At 73.5% G+C, this 18,300-nt stretch carries 2 protein-coding genes (1 of these 2 running past the window's edge); both read left to right on the top strand.

Translation table 11 applies throughout. From position 1 onward, the window contains the following. Nucleotides 1-14: 14 nt before the first annotated feature. The gene (locus OHS58_RS21505) at nt 15-9,005 is read left to right on the top strand and encodes a type I polyketide synthase (RefSeq protein ID WP_328649607.1); all 8,991 of its coding nucleotides are present in this window, start codon (nt 15-17) and stop codon (nt 9,003-9,005) included. A gap of 43 nt (nt 9,006-9,048) precedes the next feature. Continuing rightward, on the top strand, nt 9,049-18,300 hold the beginning of the coding sequence (locus tag OHS58_RS21500; RefSeq protein WP_328649606.1) for a type I polyketide synthase. The gene runs 37,905 nt beyond the window's last position; 9,252 of the gene's 47,157 nt are visible here — the first part of the coding sequence; its start codon is at nt 9,049-9,051; its stop codon lies off the right edge, out of view.

The raw sequence follows: 18,300 nt of genomic DNA, 5'->3' as shown, positions 1-18,300 counted from the left end.
CTGGGGTGAGCTGAATGTCCACTGAGGACAAGCTGCGGGACTATCTCAAGCGGGTGACCACGGACCTGCGGCAGGTCCGGCGGGAGCTGCGCGAGGAGCGGGAGCGCGACGCCGAACCGATCGCCATCGTCGGGATGAGCTGCCGCTACCCCGGCGGCGTCCGCTCGCCCGAGGACCTGTGGGAGCTGGTCGACGAGGGCCGGGACGCGGTCGCCGGGTTCCCCGAGCGCCGCGGCTGGGACCTCGGCGCGCTCTACCACCCGGACCCCGACCACGCGGGCACGTTCTACGCCCGTGAAGGCGGTTTCCTGCACGACGCCGACGAGTTCGACGCCGAGTTCTTCGGCATCTCGCCGCGTGAGGCGCTGGCGATGGACCCGCAGCAACGCCTGCTGCTGGAGATCTCGTGGGAAGCCCTGGAACGCGCGGGCATCCCGCCGGAGTCGGTGCGCGGCACCCGCGCCGGGGTGTTCGCCGGCGTGATGTACCACGACTACGGCTCCCGGCTGCCGCACGCACCCGCCGACGTCGAGGCCTACCTCGGCAACGGCAGCGCGGGCAGCGTCGCCTCCGGCCGGGTCGCCTTCACCCTCGGCCTCGAAGGGCCCGCGGTCAGCGTCGACACGGCGTGTTCGTCGTCGCTGGTCGCGCTGCACCTCGCCGGGCAGGCCCTGCGGTCCGGCGAGTGCACGCTCGCGCTCGCCGGCGGCGTCGCCGTGATGTCGACGACCGCGACGTTCATCGAATTCTCGCGCCAGCGCGGGCTGTCCGCCGACGGCCGCTGCAAGCCGTTCGCCGCCGCCGCGGACGGCACCGGCTGGGCCGAGGGCGCCGGCATGCTCGTGCTGGAAAAGCTGTCCGATGCGCAGCGCAACGGGCACCGCGTGCTCGCCGTGGTCCGCGGCAGCGCGGTCAACTCCGACGGCGCGTCCAACGGCCTGACCGCGCCGAGCGGGCCCGCGCAGCAGCGGGTGATCCGGCAGGCGCTGGCCAACGCGCGGCTCACACCGTCCGAGGTGGACGCCGTTGAAGCGCACGGCACCGGCACGACCCTGGGCGACCCGATCGAGGCGCAGGCCCTGATCGCCACCTACGGCCGCGACCGCGAGACGCCGCTGTGGCTCGGGTCGCTGAAGTCCAACATCGGGCACAGCCAGGCCGCCGCGGGTGTCGGCGGCGTGATCAAGATGGTCATGGCGATGCGCCACGGCGCACTGCCGCGGACCCTGCACGTCGACGCGCCGACGCCGCACGTCGACTGGTCCACCGGAACCGTCGAGCTGCTCACCGAAGCCCGGCCGTGGCCCGAGGCCGACCGGCCGCGCCGCGCGGCGGTGTCGTCGTTCGGCGTCAGCGGCACGAACGCGCACGCGGTGCTGGAGCAGGCGCCCGCTGCTGAGACGTTGCCGTCCGCTGTGTCCGGTGTGGTTCCGGTCGTCCTGTCGGCCCGATCCGCGGAAGCGCTTACCGAACAGGCCGCCCGGCTCGCCGAGCGGCTGGCCGACCCCGACCTCGCCCTGCCCGATTTCGCCTGGTCGCTGGCGACGACGCGCGCGGCGCTGCCGGAGCGGGTCGCGTTCGCGGCCGCCTCGCGCGAAGAGGCCCTCGACGTCCTGGCCGGTCTGGGCCGCGGCGACGTCGTCCCGGCCGCGGTGCGCGGCTCGGCCCGTGGCGGCGCGAAGTCCGTGTTCGTCTTCCCCGGCCAGGGCTCCCAGTGGGCCGGCATGGCCGTCGGGCTGCTCGACGAGTCGCCGGTCTTCGCGACCCGGATGGTCGCGTGCGAAACGGCGCTGGCGTCCTTTGTGGACTGGTCGCTGACGGACGTCTTGCGCGGTGTCGAAGGCGCGCCCGGGTTCGACCGGGTCGACGTCGTCCAGCCGGTGCTGTGGGCGGTGATGGTCTCGCTGGCGACGCTGTGGCGGTCGTACGGCGTCGAGCCGTCGGCCGTGGTCGGCCACTCGCAGGGCGAGATCGCGGCTGCGGTCGTCGCCGGTGCGCTGTCCCTCGAGGACGGTGCCCGCGTGGTCGCCCTCCGCAGCAAGGCCATCCTGGCGCTGGCCGGACGCGGCGGCATGGTCTCGATCCCGCTGCCGCACGCCGAGGTCACCGAGCTGATCGACGACCGGATCTCGGTCGCGGCGGTCAACGGCCCGCGCTCGACCGTCGTCTCCGGCGACGCGGACGCCCTCGACGAGCTGATGGATCGCTGCGCCGAACGCGAGATCCGCGCGAAGCGGGTCCCAGTGGACTACGCGTCGCACTCGGCGCACGTCGAGTCCCTCGAAGCCGAACTCCTCGACGTGCTCGGCCCAATCCAGCCCCGAACGTCCGAAATCCCGTTTTACTCCACGGTGACCGGCGAGCCGATCGACACCACGATCGTCGGCGCCCGCTACTGGTACGACAACCTCCGCAACACCGTCCGCTTCGAGGACGCCACCCGCGCGTTGCTCGCCCGCGGCCACTCGGTGTTCGTCGAATGCAGCCCGCACCCGGTGCTGACGATCGGCCTTCAGGACACTGTGGACGATCTCGGCGTCGCGCTGGGCACCCTCCGCCGGGACGAAGGCGGCCTCCGCCGGTTCCTGACCGCGCTGGCCGACGCCCACGTCCACGGCGTCTCGCCGGACTGGGTGAAGGTGTTCGGCGGTGGCCGCGTCGTCGACCTGCCCACCTACGCGTTCAAGCGCGACCGGTACTGGCTCGACGCCCCCGCGCCTGCCGCCGGCGGCTCGGACGGCGGGTTCTGGGCCGCCGTCGACCGCGCGGACCTCGACCTCGGCCTGCCCGAGGACACCCTCCGCGACGTGCTGCCCGCGCTCGCCGCGTGGCGACGGCGTCACCTGGAGTCGTCCACTGTGGACGGCTGGCGATACCGCGTCACCTGGGAGCCGGTCGACGTCGAGCGCGTGAAGCTGTCCGGCGTCTGGCTGGTGCTGGGGGAGGACGACCTCGGCGTCGCCGACGCCCTGGCCGCGCACGGCGCCGACGTCCGCCGCGAGCCGACGGACGAACCCCTGGCCGGGATCGTCTCCCTGGCCGGCGACGGCCGGGAAGCGCTCACCGCGACGACGAAGCTGCTGCAGTCCGATCTGGACGCTCCCGTGTGGACGATCACCTCCGGCGCGGTCACCACCGGCCGCGGCGACCACGTCCGGCACCCCGATCAGGCCCTGGCCTGGGGGTTCGGCCGGGTGGCCGCGCTGGAGCAGCCGGACCGCTGGGGCGGCCTGCTCGACCTGCCGGAGACCCTCGACGAGCGGGCCGCGGCCCGGCTCGCCGCGGTGCTGGCCGGGACCGGGGAAGACCAGGTCGCCGTGCGCGACTCCGGCGTGTTCGCCCGCCGGCTCGTCCGGGCCCAGCCGCGTCCGGCCGCCGACGGCTGGCAGCCGCGCGGAACCGTGCTGGTCACCGGCGGTACCGGCGCGCTCGGCGGCCAAGTCGCCGAGTGGCTCGCCGCGAACGGCGCCGAGCACCTCGTCCTCACCAGCCGCAGCGGTGCGACCGCACGAGGCGCCGAAGAGCTGCGCGCGAAGCTGACCGCGCTCGGGGTCGAGGTGACGATCGCCGCGTGCGACGTCGCGGACCGCGACGCCTTGGCCGCGCTGCTCGACGGCCTCGACCTGACGGCCGTCGTGCACACCGCCGGCGTCCTCGACGACGGCGTCATCTCCTCCCTGACCGACGACCGCTTCGACGACGTCCTGCGCCCCAAGCTCGACGCGGCCCTCGCACTGCACGAGCTGACCGGCGACCTCGACGCCTTCGTGCTGTTCTCCTCCTTCGCGGGCACGGTCGGCAACGCGGGCCAGGCCAACTACGCCGCCGCCAACGCTTTCCTGGAGGCCCTCGCCGAGCAACGTGCGGCCGACGGACTCCCGGCCACCGCGATCGGCTGGGGGCACTGGGCGGGCGGCGGCCTGGCCGACGACACCCTGCGCGGCGACCGCCTCCGCCGCGACGGCCTGGTCGCGATGGACCCCGCGCTCGCCGTCACCGGCATCACGCGGGCGATCGAGCAGGGCGACACCGTCTCGGTCGTCGCGGACGTCGACTGGGACCGGTTCGTGCCGGTGTTCTCAGCGTCCCGGCCGAGCCCGCTGCTCGGCGGCTTCACACCGTCCACAACGGACACACCGGCCCCCGCCGGGTTCGCCGGGCAACTGGCCGCGCTGACCGGTGCCGACCGCGACCGGTTCCTGCTCGACCTGGTGCGGGCCCACGTCGCGGGCGTGCTCGGGCACGGCTCCCCGAGCGCGATCGAACCGCGCCGCGCGTTCCGCGAGCTGGGTTTCGACTCGCTGACCTCGGTCGAGCTGCGCAACCGGCTCAGCGCCGCGACCGGGCTGAAGCTGCCCGCGACCGTCGCGTTCGACCACCCCACGCCGCTGGACCTGGCCACGTTGCTCGGCGGCGAGGCGGGGGAGCGCGACGTCGCCCCGGTCGGCGCGGTGGTTGACGCCGTGGCCGACGACCCGATCGCCGTCGTCGCGATGACCTGCCGCTACCCCGGCGGCGTCGGCAGCCCCGAGGACCTGTGGGAGCTGCTGGCCGCGGGCCGTGACGCGATGGCGCCGTTCCCGGCGAACCGCGGCTGGGACCTCGACGCGCTCTACGACCCGGACCCCGACCACAAGGGCACCTGCTACGCCCGCGAAGGCGGGTTCCTCTACGACGCGGACAAGTTCGACGCCGGTTTCTTCGGCATCTCGCCCCGCGAAGCGCTGGCGATGGACCCCCAGCAGCGGCTGCTGCTGGAGACGTCATGGGAGCTGTTCGAACGCGCCGGTATCGATCCGGACTCGTTGCGGGGCAGCGAGACCGGCGTGTACATCGGCACCAACGGCCAGGACTACGCACCGGGCCTGCACGAGTCGCCGGAAGGCGTCGAGGGCTACCTGCTCACCGGCAACGCGGCCTCGGTCGTCTGCGGCCGCGTCGCCTACACCTTCGGGCTCGAGGGCCCCGCAGTCACCGTGGACACGGCCTGCTCGGCGTCGCTGGTGGCCCTGCACCTCGCGACGCGGGCGCTGCGCAACGGCGAGTGCTCGCTGGCCCTGGCCGGCGGCGCGACGGTGATGTCCAAGCCGGGCGCGTTCGTCGAGTTCTCCCGCCAGCGCGGCCTGTCCGTCGACGGCCGCTGCAAGGCCTTCGCCGCCGGCGCGGACGGCACCGGCTGGGGCGAGGGCGTCGGCCTGATCCTGCTGGAACGACTGTCCGACGCCCGACGCAACGGCCACCGCGTCCTCGCGCTGCTACGCGGCAGCGCGGTGAACTCCGACGGCGCGTCGAACGGCCTGACCGCCCCGAACGGCCCGTCACAGCAACGAGTCATCCGCCAAGCCCTGGCCGACGCCGGCCTGACACCGTCCGATGTGGACGCCGTCGAAGCCCACGGCACCGGCACTTCACTGGGCGACCCGATCGAAGCGCAGGCCTTGATCGCAACATACGGCCGAGACCGCACGGACGCGCCGCTGTGGCTGGGCTCGGTGAAGTCCAACCTAGGCCACACACAGTCCGCGGCGGGCGTGGCCGGCGTCATCAAAATGATCCTGGCCATGCACCACGGACTCCTACCGAAGTCTTTGCACATCGACGAGCCGACCCCCGAGGTCGACTGGAGCGCGGGCACGGTAGCGCTCCTCACCGAGGCGACCCCGTGGCCCGACACCGACCACCCCCGCCGCGCCGGCGTCTCATCATTCGGCATCGGCGGCACGAACGCGCACGTAGTCCTGGAGGCAGCCCCTTCTGACGAGTCCGTCGAAGAGCCCCTCGATGACGGCCCCATCGTCCTGTCCGCCCGTTCGGCGCCGGCCCTACGGGCTCTATCCGCCCGGCTGGCCGCGCACGTCACCGCATCGCCGGACCTGACCCCGGCCGAGCTGGGTCACGCCCTGAGTACCACCCGGTCCGCACACCGCCACCGCGCCGCACTGGTCGCGGCCGACCGAACCGAGCTACTGGCCGGCCTGACCGCCCTAGTCGCCGGCGCGATGTCCGTACCCACCGGCGAGGCCTCCGAAGGGCGGCGGATCGCGTTCCTGTTCACCGGCCAGGGCAGCCAACGCCCCGGAATGGGCCGCGAGCTGTACCGAGAGTTCCCAGTATTCGCCGACGCCCTGGACAAGGTCTGCGCCCACCTGGACGCCCACCTGGACCGCCCGCTGAAGGAGGTCATGTTCGCCGAGCCGGGTAGCGAGGCCCCGGCCAGTATCGAGGCTGGCTCCGAGGCCGCCGAGGCCGCCGCGCTGCTCGACCGGACCGCCTACACCCAAGCTGCACTGTTCGCGCTAGAGGTGGCCCAGTTCCGCCTGCTCGAACACTGGGGCATCACCCCCCACCAGCTGCTCGGCCACTCGATCGGCGAGCTGGCCGCGGCCCACGTCGCGGGCGTCCTGACGCTGGCCGACGCCGCGACGCTGGTCGCTGCGCGCGGCCGTCTCATGCAGGCGCTCCCCACCGGCGGTGCGATGGTGGCGATCCAGGCCACCGAAGCCGAGGTTTCGGTATATCTGTCAGACCGTGTGACCATCGCCGCGCTGAACGGCCCGAACTCGACGGTCATCTCCGGCGACGAGGCTGCGGTAAAAGCCGTGGCGGAGCACTTCGCGGACCGCAAGACCAAGCAGCTCACCGTGAGCCACGCGTTCCATTCGCCCCTCATGGACCCGATGCTGGAAGAGTTCCGTGATATAGCGGAGTCTCTGTCATACGGTAAGACGGCTATACCGATAGTCTCAAACGTCACCGGCGAGCCGATCACAGAGTTCAACGCGGACTACTGGGTCCGCCACGTCCGCGAGGCCGTCAGGTTCCTCGACGGCGTCCGCGCGCTGGAAGCCTCCGGCGTGGACACCTACGTCGAGCTGGGCCCGGACGGCGTGCTCGCCGGCATGGCCCAGGACTGCCTGGCCGAACCCGCGGTGTTCATCGCCGCACAACGCCGTGACCGCGAAGAACCGTTCGCACTGCGGACCGCCCTGGCAACGCTGTTCGTCGCGGGGGTCAAGCCGGACTGGGCCGCGGTCTTCGGAGGAAAACGCGCGCTACGAGACCTGCCCACCTACCCGTTCCAAGGCGAGCGGTTCTGGCTCGAAACCACCGCACGACAGCCCGCCAAGACGTCCACAGTGGACACTTGGCGCTACGCCATCACCTGGCGGCCAACAGACGATCCGGCCCCCGGCGACCTCGCGTCATGGCTCGTCGTAGTCCCGCCGGGAGAAGCGAACGACCCGGCGATCGACGCACTCACCAAGGCCGCCTCGGTCACCATCCTCGAAACCGACGACACCGACCGCGAGACCCTGACCATCCGCCTGGCCTCGCTCGACGACGTTGACGGCGTGCTCGCCCTGGGCCGCCTCGGCCCGCAGGTGACCACGACCCTCCTGCAGTCACTCGGCGACGCGGGCATCGACGCCCCGCTCTGGGTCGCCACCCGCGGCGCGGTCGCCACCCACCCGGCCGACCGCGTGGCCCGGCCCGACCAGGCCATGCTGTGGGGCCTCGGCCGCACCGCCGCCCTCGAACACCCACGCCGCTGGGGCGGGCTGATCGACCTGCCCGAGCACTTCGACGACCGAGCCGCCGCCCGGCTCACCGGCGTCCTGACCGGCAGCACCGGCGAAGACCAGCTCGCACTCAGGGCGAACGGCCTGTTCGCCCGCCGCCTGACCCCGGCCCGCCCGGGACGCGGCGACGTCGACTGGGCCGCCGCCGGTCCGGTGCTGATCACCGGCGGCACCGGCGCGCTCGGTTCGGCCGTCGCCCGGTACCTGGCCGGCCGGGGCGCCGAACGCCTCCTGCTGATCAGCCGCCGCGGCCCCGCCGCCCCCGGCGCGGCCGCCCTCGAAACCGAGCTGACCGCACTCGGCGCCGACGTCACCATCGCCGCGTGCGACGCCGGGGACCGCGCGCAGCTGGCCGCGTTCCTCGCCGACCACCCCGTCGGCGCCGTGGTGCACACCGCCGGCGTGCTCGACGACGGCGTCCTCGACGCGCTGACCGCCGACCGCTTCACCGACGTCCTGGCGGCGAAGGCGACCGCGGCCGCGAACCTGCACGAGCTGACCGGCGACCTGAGCGCGTTCGTGCTGTTCAGCGCGTTCGCCGGGACGGTCGGCAACGCCGGCCAGGCGTCCTACGCCGCAGCAAACGCTTACCTCGACGCGCTCGCCGAGCAGCGCCGCGCGGACGGTCTGCCCGCTACGTCGATCGCCTGGGGTGCCTGGGCCGGGGACGGTATGGCCGCCGGCGCGGTCGGCGACCGGCTCGGCCGTGCCGGGTTCACCGCCATGGACCCGCGGGTCGCCGTCACGGCGTTGGGGGTCGCCGAGCCGTCCGCGCTCGTCGCCGTCGCGGACGTCGACTGGCCGGTCTTCGCGCCCGGGTTCACCGCGTCGCGGCCCAGCCCGCTGCTGGCCGACCTCGCGCCGCAACCGGAAGTATCCACAGTGGACGAACGCGGGTTCGCCGAGCGGCTGGCCGCCGTGCCGGACGCCGAACGCACCCGGCTGCTGGAGGACCTCGTTCGCGAGACCGCCGGGCTGGTGCTCGGGCACACCGGCGCGATCGAACCCGCCCGGCCCTTCAAGGAACTCGGCTTCACCTCACTGTCCGCAGTGGAGCTGCGCAACCGGCTCGACGCGGCGACCGGGCTGTCCCTGCCCGCGACGCTCGTGTTCGACCACCCGACCCCGCGGGCCCTGGCCGCGCACCTGCGGGCCGAGCTGATGCCGGCACAGGGCCCCGGCCCGGTGTCCCTTTTGGACGAACTGGACCGGCTGGAGGCGGCGCTCGCCGCGCTCGGCCCGGACGAGCTGACCGACCTGGCCCCCGACGACGAGGCCCGGGCCCGGATCGGCACCCGGCTCAAGGACCTGGGCACGGCCTGGCACCAGGCCGCGGACGTCCCCGCCGCCCTCGGCGACGAGCTGGACGACGCGACCGACGACGAGATCTTCGCGCTGATCGACAAGAAGTTCGGCACCTCGTGACCGAGGCGGCCCGGCGTACCCACGAACTGCGACAGGACTGAACATGGCGAACGAGCAGAAGCTGCGCGAATACCTCAAGCGGGTCACCCGTGACCTGCAAGAGGCGCAGGACCGCTTGCGGCAGGCCGACGAGAAGGCCAGGGAGCCGATCGCGATCGTCGGGATGAGCTGCCGGTTCCCCGGCGGCGTCCGCAGCCCCGAGGACCTGTGGGAGCTGCTGGCCGCCGGCGGCGACGCGATCGGCGGCTTCCCGGCCGACCGCGGCTGGGACCTGCCCGGGCTGTATCACCCGGACCCCGACCACGCGGGCACCTGCTACGTCCGCGAGGGCGGGTTCATCTCCGGAGCGGACCGCTTCGACGCCGGGTTCTTCGGGGTGTCGCCGCGGGAAGCGGTCGCGATGGACCCGCAGCAACGGCTGCTGCTCGAGCTTTCGTGGGAAGCGTTCGAGCGCGCCGGGGTCGATCCGGACAGCGTGCGCGGCAGCCGGGCCGGGGTCTTCGTGGGCACCAACGGCCAGGACTACGCGGGCGTCGTGGACAGCGTCGCCGACGAGATCGAGGGGTACCTGGCCACCGGCAACTCGGCCGCGGTGGTTTCCGGTCGGCTCGCCTACAGCTTCGGGCTCGAGGGCCCGGCGATGACGATCGACACCGCGTGCTCGGCGTCGCTGGTGGCGCTGCACCTCGCGGTCCAGGCGCTGCGCACCGGCGAGTGCTCGCTGGCGCTGGCCGGCGGTGTCACGGTGATGTCGACGCCGCGGGCGTTCGTCGAGTTCTCCCGCCAGCGCGGCCTTTCCCCCGACGGCCGCTGCAAGGCGTTCGCCGAGGGCGCCGACGGTACCGGCTGGGGCGAGGGTGTCGGCATGCTGCTCGTCGAGCGGCTTTCCGACGCCCAGCGGCTCGGTCACCCCGTGCTCGCGGTGATCCGCGGCAGTGCGATCAACCAGGACGGCGCTTCCAACGGCTTGACCGCGCCCAACGGCCCGTCGCAGCAGCGCGTGATCCGCCAGGCGCTGGGCAACGCGAAGCTCCGTCCGTCCGATGTGGACACGGTCGAGGCGCACGGCACCGGCACAGTGCTCGGCGACCCGATCGAAGCTCAGGCCCTGCTGGCCACTTACGGCCAGGACCGGCCGGGTGACCCGCTGTGGCTCGGCTCGGTGAAGTCGAACATCGGCCACACCCAGGCCGCCGCCGGCGTGGCCGGCGTGATCAAGATGGTCAAGGCCCTCGAACACGGCGTGCTCCCGCAGACGCTGCACGTCGACCAGCCGTCGTCCCATGTGGACTGGAACGCGGGCGCGGTGTCGCTGCTCACCGAGCGGACGCCGTGGCCGGAGACCGGACGGGCCCGGCGCGGCGCCGTCTCCGCGTTCGGTGTCAGCGGCACGAACGCGCACATCATCCTGGAGCAGGCGCCGGACGCCGAGTCGGTGCCGGGTGAGCCGGGCCTGGTCGGCGGCGTCGTGCCGCTGGTGCTGTCCGGCCGCACGCCCGCCGCGCTGGCCGAGCAGGCCGCGCAGCTGCGCACCTACCTGACCCGCTACCCGGACGCCGACCTGACGTCGATGGGCCGGGCGCTCGCCGTCTCGCGGGCCGCTCTGGAACACCGGTCCGCGTTCCTGGCGGCCGATCACCAGGAAGCGCTTACCGCTCTCGACGCGCTGGCTCGCGGCGAACTGGGCACCGGGACCGCGCGCGGTGACGTCAAGTCCGTCTTCGTCTTCCCCGGTCAGGGCTCGCAGTGGGTCGGCATGGCCGTCGAGCTGATCGACTCGTCCCCGGTGTTCGCCGCGCGGATCGAGGAATGCGCGACCGCGCTGGCGTCCCATGTGGACTGGTCGCTGCTCGACGTCCTGCGCGGCGCCGAGGGCGCGCCGGGGTTCGACCGGGTGGACGTCGTCCAGCCGGTGTTGTGGGCGGTGATGGTGTCGCTGGCCGCGCTCTGGCGCGCGCACGGCGTCGAGCCGTCCGCCGTGGTCGGGCACTCGCAGGGCGAGATCGCGGCCGCAGTCGTCTCCGGTGGACTGTCCCTTGAGGATGGTGCGCTGGTCGTCGCGTTGCGCAGCAAGGCGATCCTCGCGCTGGCCGGACGCGGCGGCATGGTGTCGGTGCCGCTCGGCCACGACGCCGTCGTCGAGCTGGTCGCGGCCTGGGACGGGCGCCTGTCGGTGGCCGCGGTCAACGGCCCGCGCTCCACCGTCGTCTCCGGCGACGCCGACGCGGTGGACGAACTGGTCGCGCACTGCGCGGAGCAGGACGTCCGGGCCAAGAAGATCCCGGTCGACTACGCGTCACACTCCGCGCACGTCGAGTTCCTGGAGACCGAACTCCTCGACCTGCTCGCGCCGATCCGGCCGCGTCAGGCCGACGTGCCGTTCTACTCGACGGTGACCGGCGAGCCGATCGACACCACCCGCCTCGACGCCCGGTACTGGTACGAGAACCTCCGCAACACCGTCCGGTTCGAACCGGTCACCCGCGAACTCCTCACGCGCGGCCACTCCGTGTTCGTCGAGTGCAGCCCGCACCCGGTGCTCACCGTCGGCGTCCAGGACACGGCGGATGACTCCACTGTGGATGTGGTGGCCGTCGGCACATTGCGCCGCAACGAAGGCGGCGCGGACCAGTTCCTCGGCGCGCTGACCCAGGCGCACACGCACGGCGCAACGCCCGACTGGGCGCAGACGTTCGGCGTGCTGCCCGCGCCGGAGCACGACCTGCCCACCTACCCGTTCCAGCGTGAGCGGTTCTGGCTGGAGGAGGACCCGGACGCCGTCGCGCCGGTCTCCGTCTCCGAACCGGAGGCCCGGTTCTGGTCCGCAGTGGACTCCGGTGACATCGACGGGCTCGCGCGAACCCTCGCCGTGGACGCGGGTGCCGCCGAGTCGCTCGGCGCGCTGCTGCCCGCACTGTCGTCCTGGCGGCGCCAGGAGCAGGAGCGGTCCGAACTGGACTCGTGGCGCTACCGTGTCACCTGGAAGCCGTTGCCGGAGAACAGAATCACGCCGGACGGGATCTGGATCGCCGTCGTCTCGGCCACCGGCGAAACCCCCGCGCTCGAAGGCGTCACGGTCGTGCCGGTCGTCGTCGACGCCGCCACGATCGACCGCGCCACGCTGGCCGAGCTGCTGCGCGACGCCTGCCCGGACGCCGTGCCGTCCGGTGTCGTCTCCTTCCTCGCGGCCGACGACCGGCCGCACCCCGAGTACCCCGCCGTGCCCGCGTTCGTGGCCGGCACGCTGACCCTCGTCCAGGCCCTCGGCGACGCCGGGATCGACGCTCCACTGTGGATCACCACGAGCGGCGCGGTCTCGGTCGACCCGGCGGACACGCTGACGCACCCGCACCAGGCGCTGCTGTGGGGCCTCGGCCGGGTCGTCGCCCAGGAGCACCCCCAGCGCTGGGGTGGCCTCGCCGACCTGGCCGGCGCCACCGACCTGCGCGGTCTCGCCGGCGTGCTCGCCGCGAGCGACGGTGAGGACCAGGTCGCGTTGCGCGCGGCCGGAGCGTTCGCGCGCCGGCTCGTCCGCGACCCGAGCCACGCCCGGCCGCCGGCCGCGCGGCAGTGGCGTCCCGAAGGAACGGCGCTGGTCACCGGCGGGACGGGTGCGCTCGGTGGGCACGTCGCCCGCTGGCTCGCCCGGGCCGGCGCCGAGCACATCCTGCTGACCAGCCGCCGGGGCCTCGACGCCCCGGGCGCGCCCGAGCTGCAGACGGAACTCGTCGCGCTCGGCGCCTGCGTCACCACCGCGGCCTGCGACGTCGCCGACCGCGACGCGCTGGCCGCCCTGATCGCGTCCGTGCCGGACCTGTCCGCGGTGGTGCACACCGCGGCCGTGCTCGATGACAACGTCCTGGACGAACTGACCGTCGAGCAGTACGAGCGCACCCTGCGCGTCAAGGTCACCGCCGCGGTCAACCTCGACGAGCTGACCCGCGACCTCGACCTGTCCGCGTTCGTCCTGTTCTCCTCCTTCGCCGGCACGTTCGGCTTGGCCGGGCAGGGCAACTACGCGCCGGGAAACGCTTTCCTCGACGCGCTCGCCGAACGGCGGCGCGCGCTCGGCCTGCCCGCGACGTCGCTGGCCTGGGGCCACTGGTCCGGCGGTGGCATGGCCGAAGGCGTCGTCGAAGAGGTCCTGCGCCGCCGCGGCAGCGCCGACATGGCGCCGGACGTCGCGATCGGCGCGGTCCAGCAGGCGCTGGACCACGACGACACGTTCCTGGCGATCGCGAACATCGACTGGGACAAGTTCGTGCCCGCGTTCAGCGCCGGCCGCGCCCGCCCGCTGATCAGCGAGATCCCGGAGGCGGCCGCGATCATGGCCGCGAAGCCGGCCGCCGCGGCGGAAGCGCCGACCGGGTTGGCCGCGCGCATCACCGGACTGTCCGAAAAGGACCAGCACACGGCCGTGCTCGGAATCGTGCTCGGCCAGGCGGCCGGGGTGCTCGGGCACGCGTCCGCCGACGCGATCGACGCCGGACTGGCCTTTCGCGACCTCGGGTTCGACTCGCTGACCGCGGTCGACTTCCGCAACCGGATGACCGCGGCCACCGGGCTGAAGCTGCCCGCCACGCTGGTGTTCGACTACCCGACGGCCGACGTGCTGGCCCGCCACATCCGCGGCGAACTGGCCGGGACCGCACCCGCTCCGGCCACCGCTGTCGCCGTGGCCACCACGACCGACGAGCCGATCGCCATCGTGGCGATGAGCTGCCGGTTCCCCGGCGGCGTCCGCAACCCGGACGACCTGTGGAACCTGGTCTCCGGTGGCGGTGACGCCATCGGGCCGTTCCCGGCCGACCGCGGCTGGGACCTGGCCGCCCTGTACGACGCCGACCCGGACGCGGCCGGCACCAGCTACGTCCGCGAAGGGGGTTTCCTCGACGGCGCCGCCGACTTCGACCCCGCGTTCTTCGGGATCAGCCCGCGTGAGGCGATGGCGATGGACCCGCAGCAGCGGCTGCTGCTGGAGACGTCCTGGGAAGCGGTCGAGCGCGCGGGCATCGACCCCGCGACGCTGCGGGGCAGCCGGTCCGGCGTGTTCGTCGGCCTGACCTACCACGACTACGGCACCCGGCTGCACGCGTCCGACGAGGACGTCGAGGGCTACTTCGGCACCGGCAACACCGCGAGCGTCGCGTCGGGCCGGATCTCCTACACACTGGGGCTCGAAGGCCCCGCGGTCACTGTGGACACGGCCTGTTCGTCCTCTTTGGTCGCCCTGCACCTCGCCGCTCAGGCGCTGCGCAACGGCGAGTGCGAAATGGCGCTCACCGGCGGCGTCGTGGTGATGTCGACGCCGGAGATGCTGGTCGAGTTCAGCCGGCAGCGTGGCCTGGCCGCAGACGGCCGCTGCAAGGCGTTCGGCGCGGCCGCCGACGGGTTCGGTTCCGGCGAGGGCATCGGCATGCTCGTGCTGGAGCGGCTGTCGGACGCCCGCCGCCACGGCCACCCGGTGCTCGCCGTGGTCCGCGGCAGCGCGGTCAACCAGGACGGCGCGTCGAACGGTCTGACGGCGCCCAACGGCCCGTCCCAGCAGCGTGTCATCCGCCAGGCGCTGACCTCGGCCGGACTGTCCACTTCGGACGTCGACGCCGTCGAGGCACACGGCACGGGCACCTCGCTGGGCGACCCGATCGAGGCGCAGGCCCTGATCGCGACCTACGGTGCCGACCGCGCGGGCGACCCGCTGTGGCTCGGCTCGATCAAGTCCAACATCGGGCACACGCAGGCCGCCGCGGGCGTCGCCGGCGTGATCAAGATGGTCTTGGCGATGCGCCACGGCCTGCTCCCGCAGACCCTGCACGCCGACGAGCCGTCGCCGCACATCGACTGGAGCGACGGCACGGTCGCGCTGCTCACCGAGGCCACGCCGTGGCCGGAGACCGGCCGGCCGCGCCGCGCGGGTGTGTCGTCGTTCGGCATCAGCGGGACGAACGCGCACGTCATCCTCGAGCAGGCCTACGAACCGGAGCCCGCCGAGGACACCACGGCGCCGGCGGTCGTGCCGCTCACCCTCTCGGCCAAGACCGAAGACGCGCTGTACGCACTGGCCGGACGCCTGCACACGCACCTGACCGAACACCCGGACGTCACACCGGCGGACGTCGCCGCGTCGCTGACCACACGGGCGCGGTTCGACCACCGTGGTGTGGTAGCCGGTGCCAACCGGGACGAACTCCTGGAAGGCCTGGCCGCGCTCGCCGCCGGGGCCGGAGTGTCGGGCACGGCCGCGACCGGCGGATCGGCGTTCCTGTTCAGCGGGCAGGGGAGCCAGCGCGCCGGGATGGGACGTGAGCTGTACGACGCGTTCGGCGTGTTCGCCGACGCCTTGGACGAGATCTGCGCCGGGTTCGAGGCGCACCTGGACCGCCCACTGCGGATGGTCATGTTCGCCGACGCCGGTTCGCCCGATGCGGCCCTGCTTGACCAGACGAGCTACACCCAGGCCGCGCTGTTCGCGCTGGAAGTCGCGCTGTACCGGCTCTTCGAGCACTGGGGCGTGACGCCCGATCACCTGGTCGGTCACTCCATCGGCGAGCTGGCGGCCGCGCACGTCGCGGAGGTGCTGTCGCTCGCCGACGCCGTCAAGCTGGTCGCGGCGCGCGGCCGTCTCATGCAGGCGTTGCCGACCGGCGGCGCGATGGTCGCGATCCAGGCCACCGAGGCGGAGGTTTCGGTATATCTGTCTGACCGTGTGACCGTTGCGGCGTTGAACGGCCCGAACTCGACGGTCATCTCCGGCGACGAGGCCGCCGTCCTGGCCGTCGCGGCCCACTTCGCCGAGCTGGGCCGCAAGACGAAGCAGCTCACCGTCAGCCACGCCTTCCACTCGCCGCTGATGGACCCGATGCTGGCGGAGTTCCGCGGTATAGCGGAGTCTCTGTCATACAGTCAGCCGGTTATACCGATCGTCTCGAACGTCACCGGTGGGCCGATCACGGCGTTCGACGCCGAGTACTGGGTCACCCACGTCCGCGACGCGGTCCGCTTCCTCGACGGGATGCGGACCCTCGAAGCCGCCGGGGTCACGACCTACATCGAGCTGGGCCCGGACGGCGTGCTGTCGGCGATGGCCCAGGACTGCGTGACCGGCGGCGTCTTCGCCGCGGCCACCCGCCGGGGACGCCCCGAGCCGCAGGCCGCCGTCGCGGCGCTGGCCCAAGCGTACGTCCGCGGCGTGCCGGTGAGCTGGGACGCCGTCCTCGGCGGCGCCGGCACCCGCGTCGAGCTGCCGACCTACCCGTTCCAGCACCGGCGCTTCTGGCCGCGCGAGCGCGCGGTCGAACCGGCCGTCGACCCGATCGAGGCCGGCTTCTGGGCCGCGATCGAATCGGGCGACCTCGACACCGTCTCGGACACCCTGGACCTGCCCGCCGACGCGCTGACCGACCTCGTCCCGTCGCTGGCCGGCTGGCGCCGTCGCCGCTTCGCCGCGTCCACAGTGGACAACTGGCGGTACGGCACCGACTGGGTCCCGCTGAACCTCGACGGCCGCCTCACCGGCGACTGGCTGCTGCTCACCCCCGAGACGGCGCTCGACCTGGTCGACGACGTCGCGACCGCGCTGACCACGAACGGCGCGTCCGTGCGCAAGATCGTGGTGACCGACCGCGACACCCTGGCCACACAGATCCGCGTCGCGCTCGCCGAAGCACCGGCCGCGGGCGTGCTTTCCCTGCTGCCCCTGGGCGACGCCGGTCTGCCGGACACGGTCGTCGCGCTCCGGGCCCTCGCCGAGGCGGGCACCGACCTGCGGCTCTGGACCGCTACGTCCGGGGCCGTCACCTGCGGCGAAGCCCTGCGCGGCGCCGACCAGGCCCAGGTCTGGGGCCTCGGCCGGGTCGCCGCGCTGGAACAGCCGCAGCGCTGGGCCGGCCTGCTCGACCTGCCCGAACGCCTCGACGCGCGGACCGGCACCCGGCTGGCCGCGGTACTCGCCGGCGGCCACGACGAAGACCAGCTCGCGGTCCGCGAACACGGCGTCTTCGGCCACCGGATCGTCCGCGCGACCGGCGCCCCGGCCGCCGTCTGGCAGCCCACCGGCACCGCGCTGATCACCGGCGGCACCGGCGCGCTCGGCGCCCGCGTGGCCCGCCACCTGGCCGGCCGCGGCATCGACCACCTCGTCCTGACCAGCCGTCGTGGCCTCGACGCGCCCGGCGCAACCGACCTGCGCGACGAACTGACCGCGCTCGGCGTCTCCGTCACGATCGCCGCCTGCGACGCGGCCGACCGCGACGCCCTCGCCGAGGTCGTCGCCGCCATCCCGGCCGAGCACCCGCTCACCACCGTGGTCCACACCGCCGGGGTGCTCGACGACGGCGTTGTCGACTCGCTCGACGCCGACCGGTTCGCCACGGTCGCGCGGGCCAAGGTCACCGCCGCCGGGCACCTCGACGCGCTCACCCGCGACCGGCCCGTCACCGCGTTCGTGCTGTTCTCCTCGACCGCCGGCGTGTTCGGCGCGCCCGGCCAGGGCAACTACGCCGCGGCCAACGCCGGGCTCGACGCCCTCGCCGAACGCCGTCGCGCCGACGGCCTGCCCGCGACGTCCATCGCCTGGGGTGCCTGGGCGGGCAGCGGCATGGCCACCGACGACGGCGTCGCCGAACGCCTGCGGCGCACCGGTGTGCCGCAGATGGACCCGGAGCTGGCACTGTCCGCTTTGGACCGTGCGATCACCTCGGACGCGGCCACGGTCTGCGTCGTCGACGTCGACTGGGCGAAGTTCGCACCCGGGTTCACCGCCGCGCGGCCGAGTCCGCTCATCGGCGACCTCCCGGAGGTCCGCGCGCTGAAGTCCACAGTGGACGACACTCGGCCCGAGTCGCTCACCGAGCGGATCGCCGGGCTGCCCGAAACCGAGCGGCGGCTGCTGGTCGTCGACTTCGTCCGCGGCGGCGTCGCAGCCGTGCTCGGCCACGCCGGGATCGCCGACGTCCCCGAGAACAAGGCGTTCACCGAGCTCGGTTTCGACTCGCTCACCGCGGTCGAGCTGCGCAACCGCCTCACCGCGGCCACCGGCCTGACCCTGCCCTCGACCCTCGTCTACGACCACCCGACGCCCGCCGCGCTGGCCGAGCACCTGTGTGCCGAGCTGGCCGGCGAGACCGCCGGGGCGCTCGTCCGGGCGCACGCGGCCGAGGACGACGACCCGATCGCCATCGTCGCGATGAGCTGCCGGTACCCCGGCGGCATCCACTCGCCCGAGGACCTGTGGCGGATGATCGTCGACGGCCGCGACGCCGTTTCGGAACTGCCCGGCGACCGCGGCTGGGATTTC

It is taken from the genome of Amycolatopsis sp. NBC_00348 (assembly GCF_036114655.1).
Classification (GTDB): Bacteria; Actinomycetota; Actinomycetes; order Mycobacteriales; family Pseudonocardiaceae; genus Amycolatopsis.
This window is presented reverse-complemented; position numbering and strand designations above follow the sequence as displayed.

What these genes read in the sequence shown, in the direction of transcription:
- OHS58_RS21505 (WP_328649607.1), top strand. Translation starts at nt 15, where the DNA reads ATGTCCACTGAGGACAAGCTGCGGGACTATCTCAAGCGGGTGACCACG.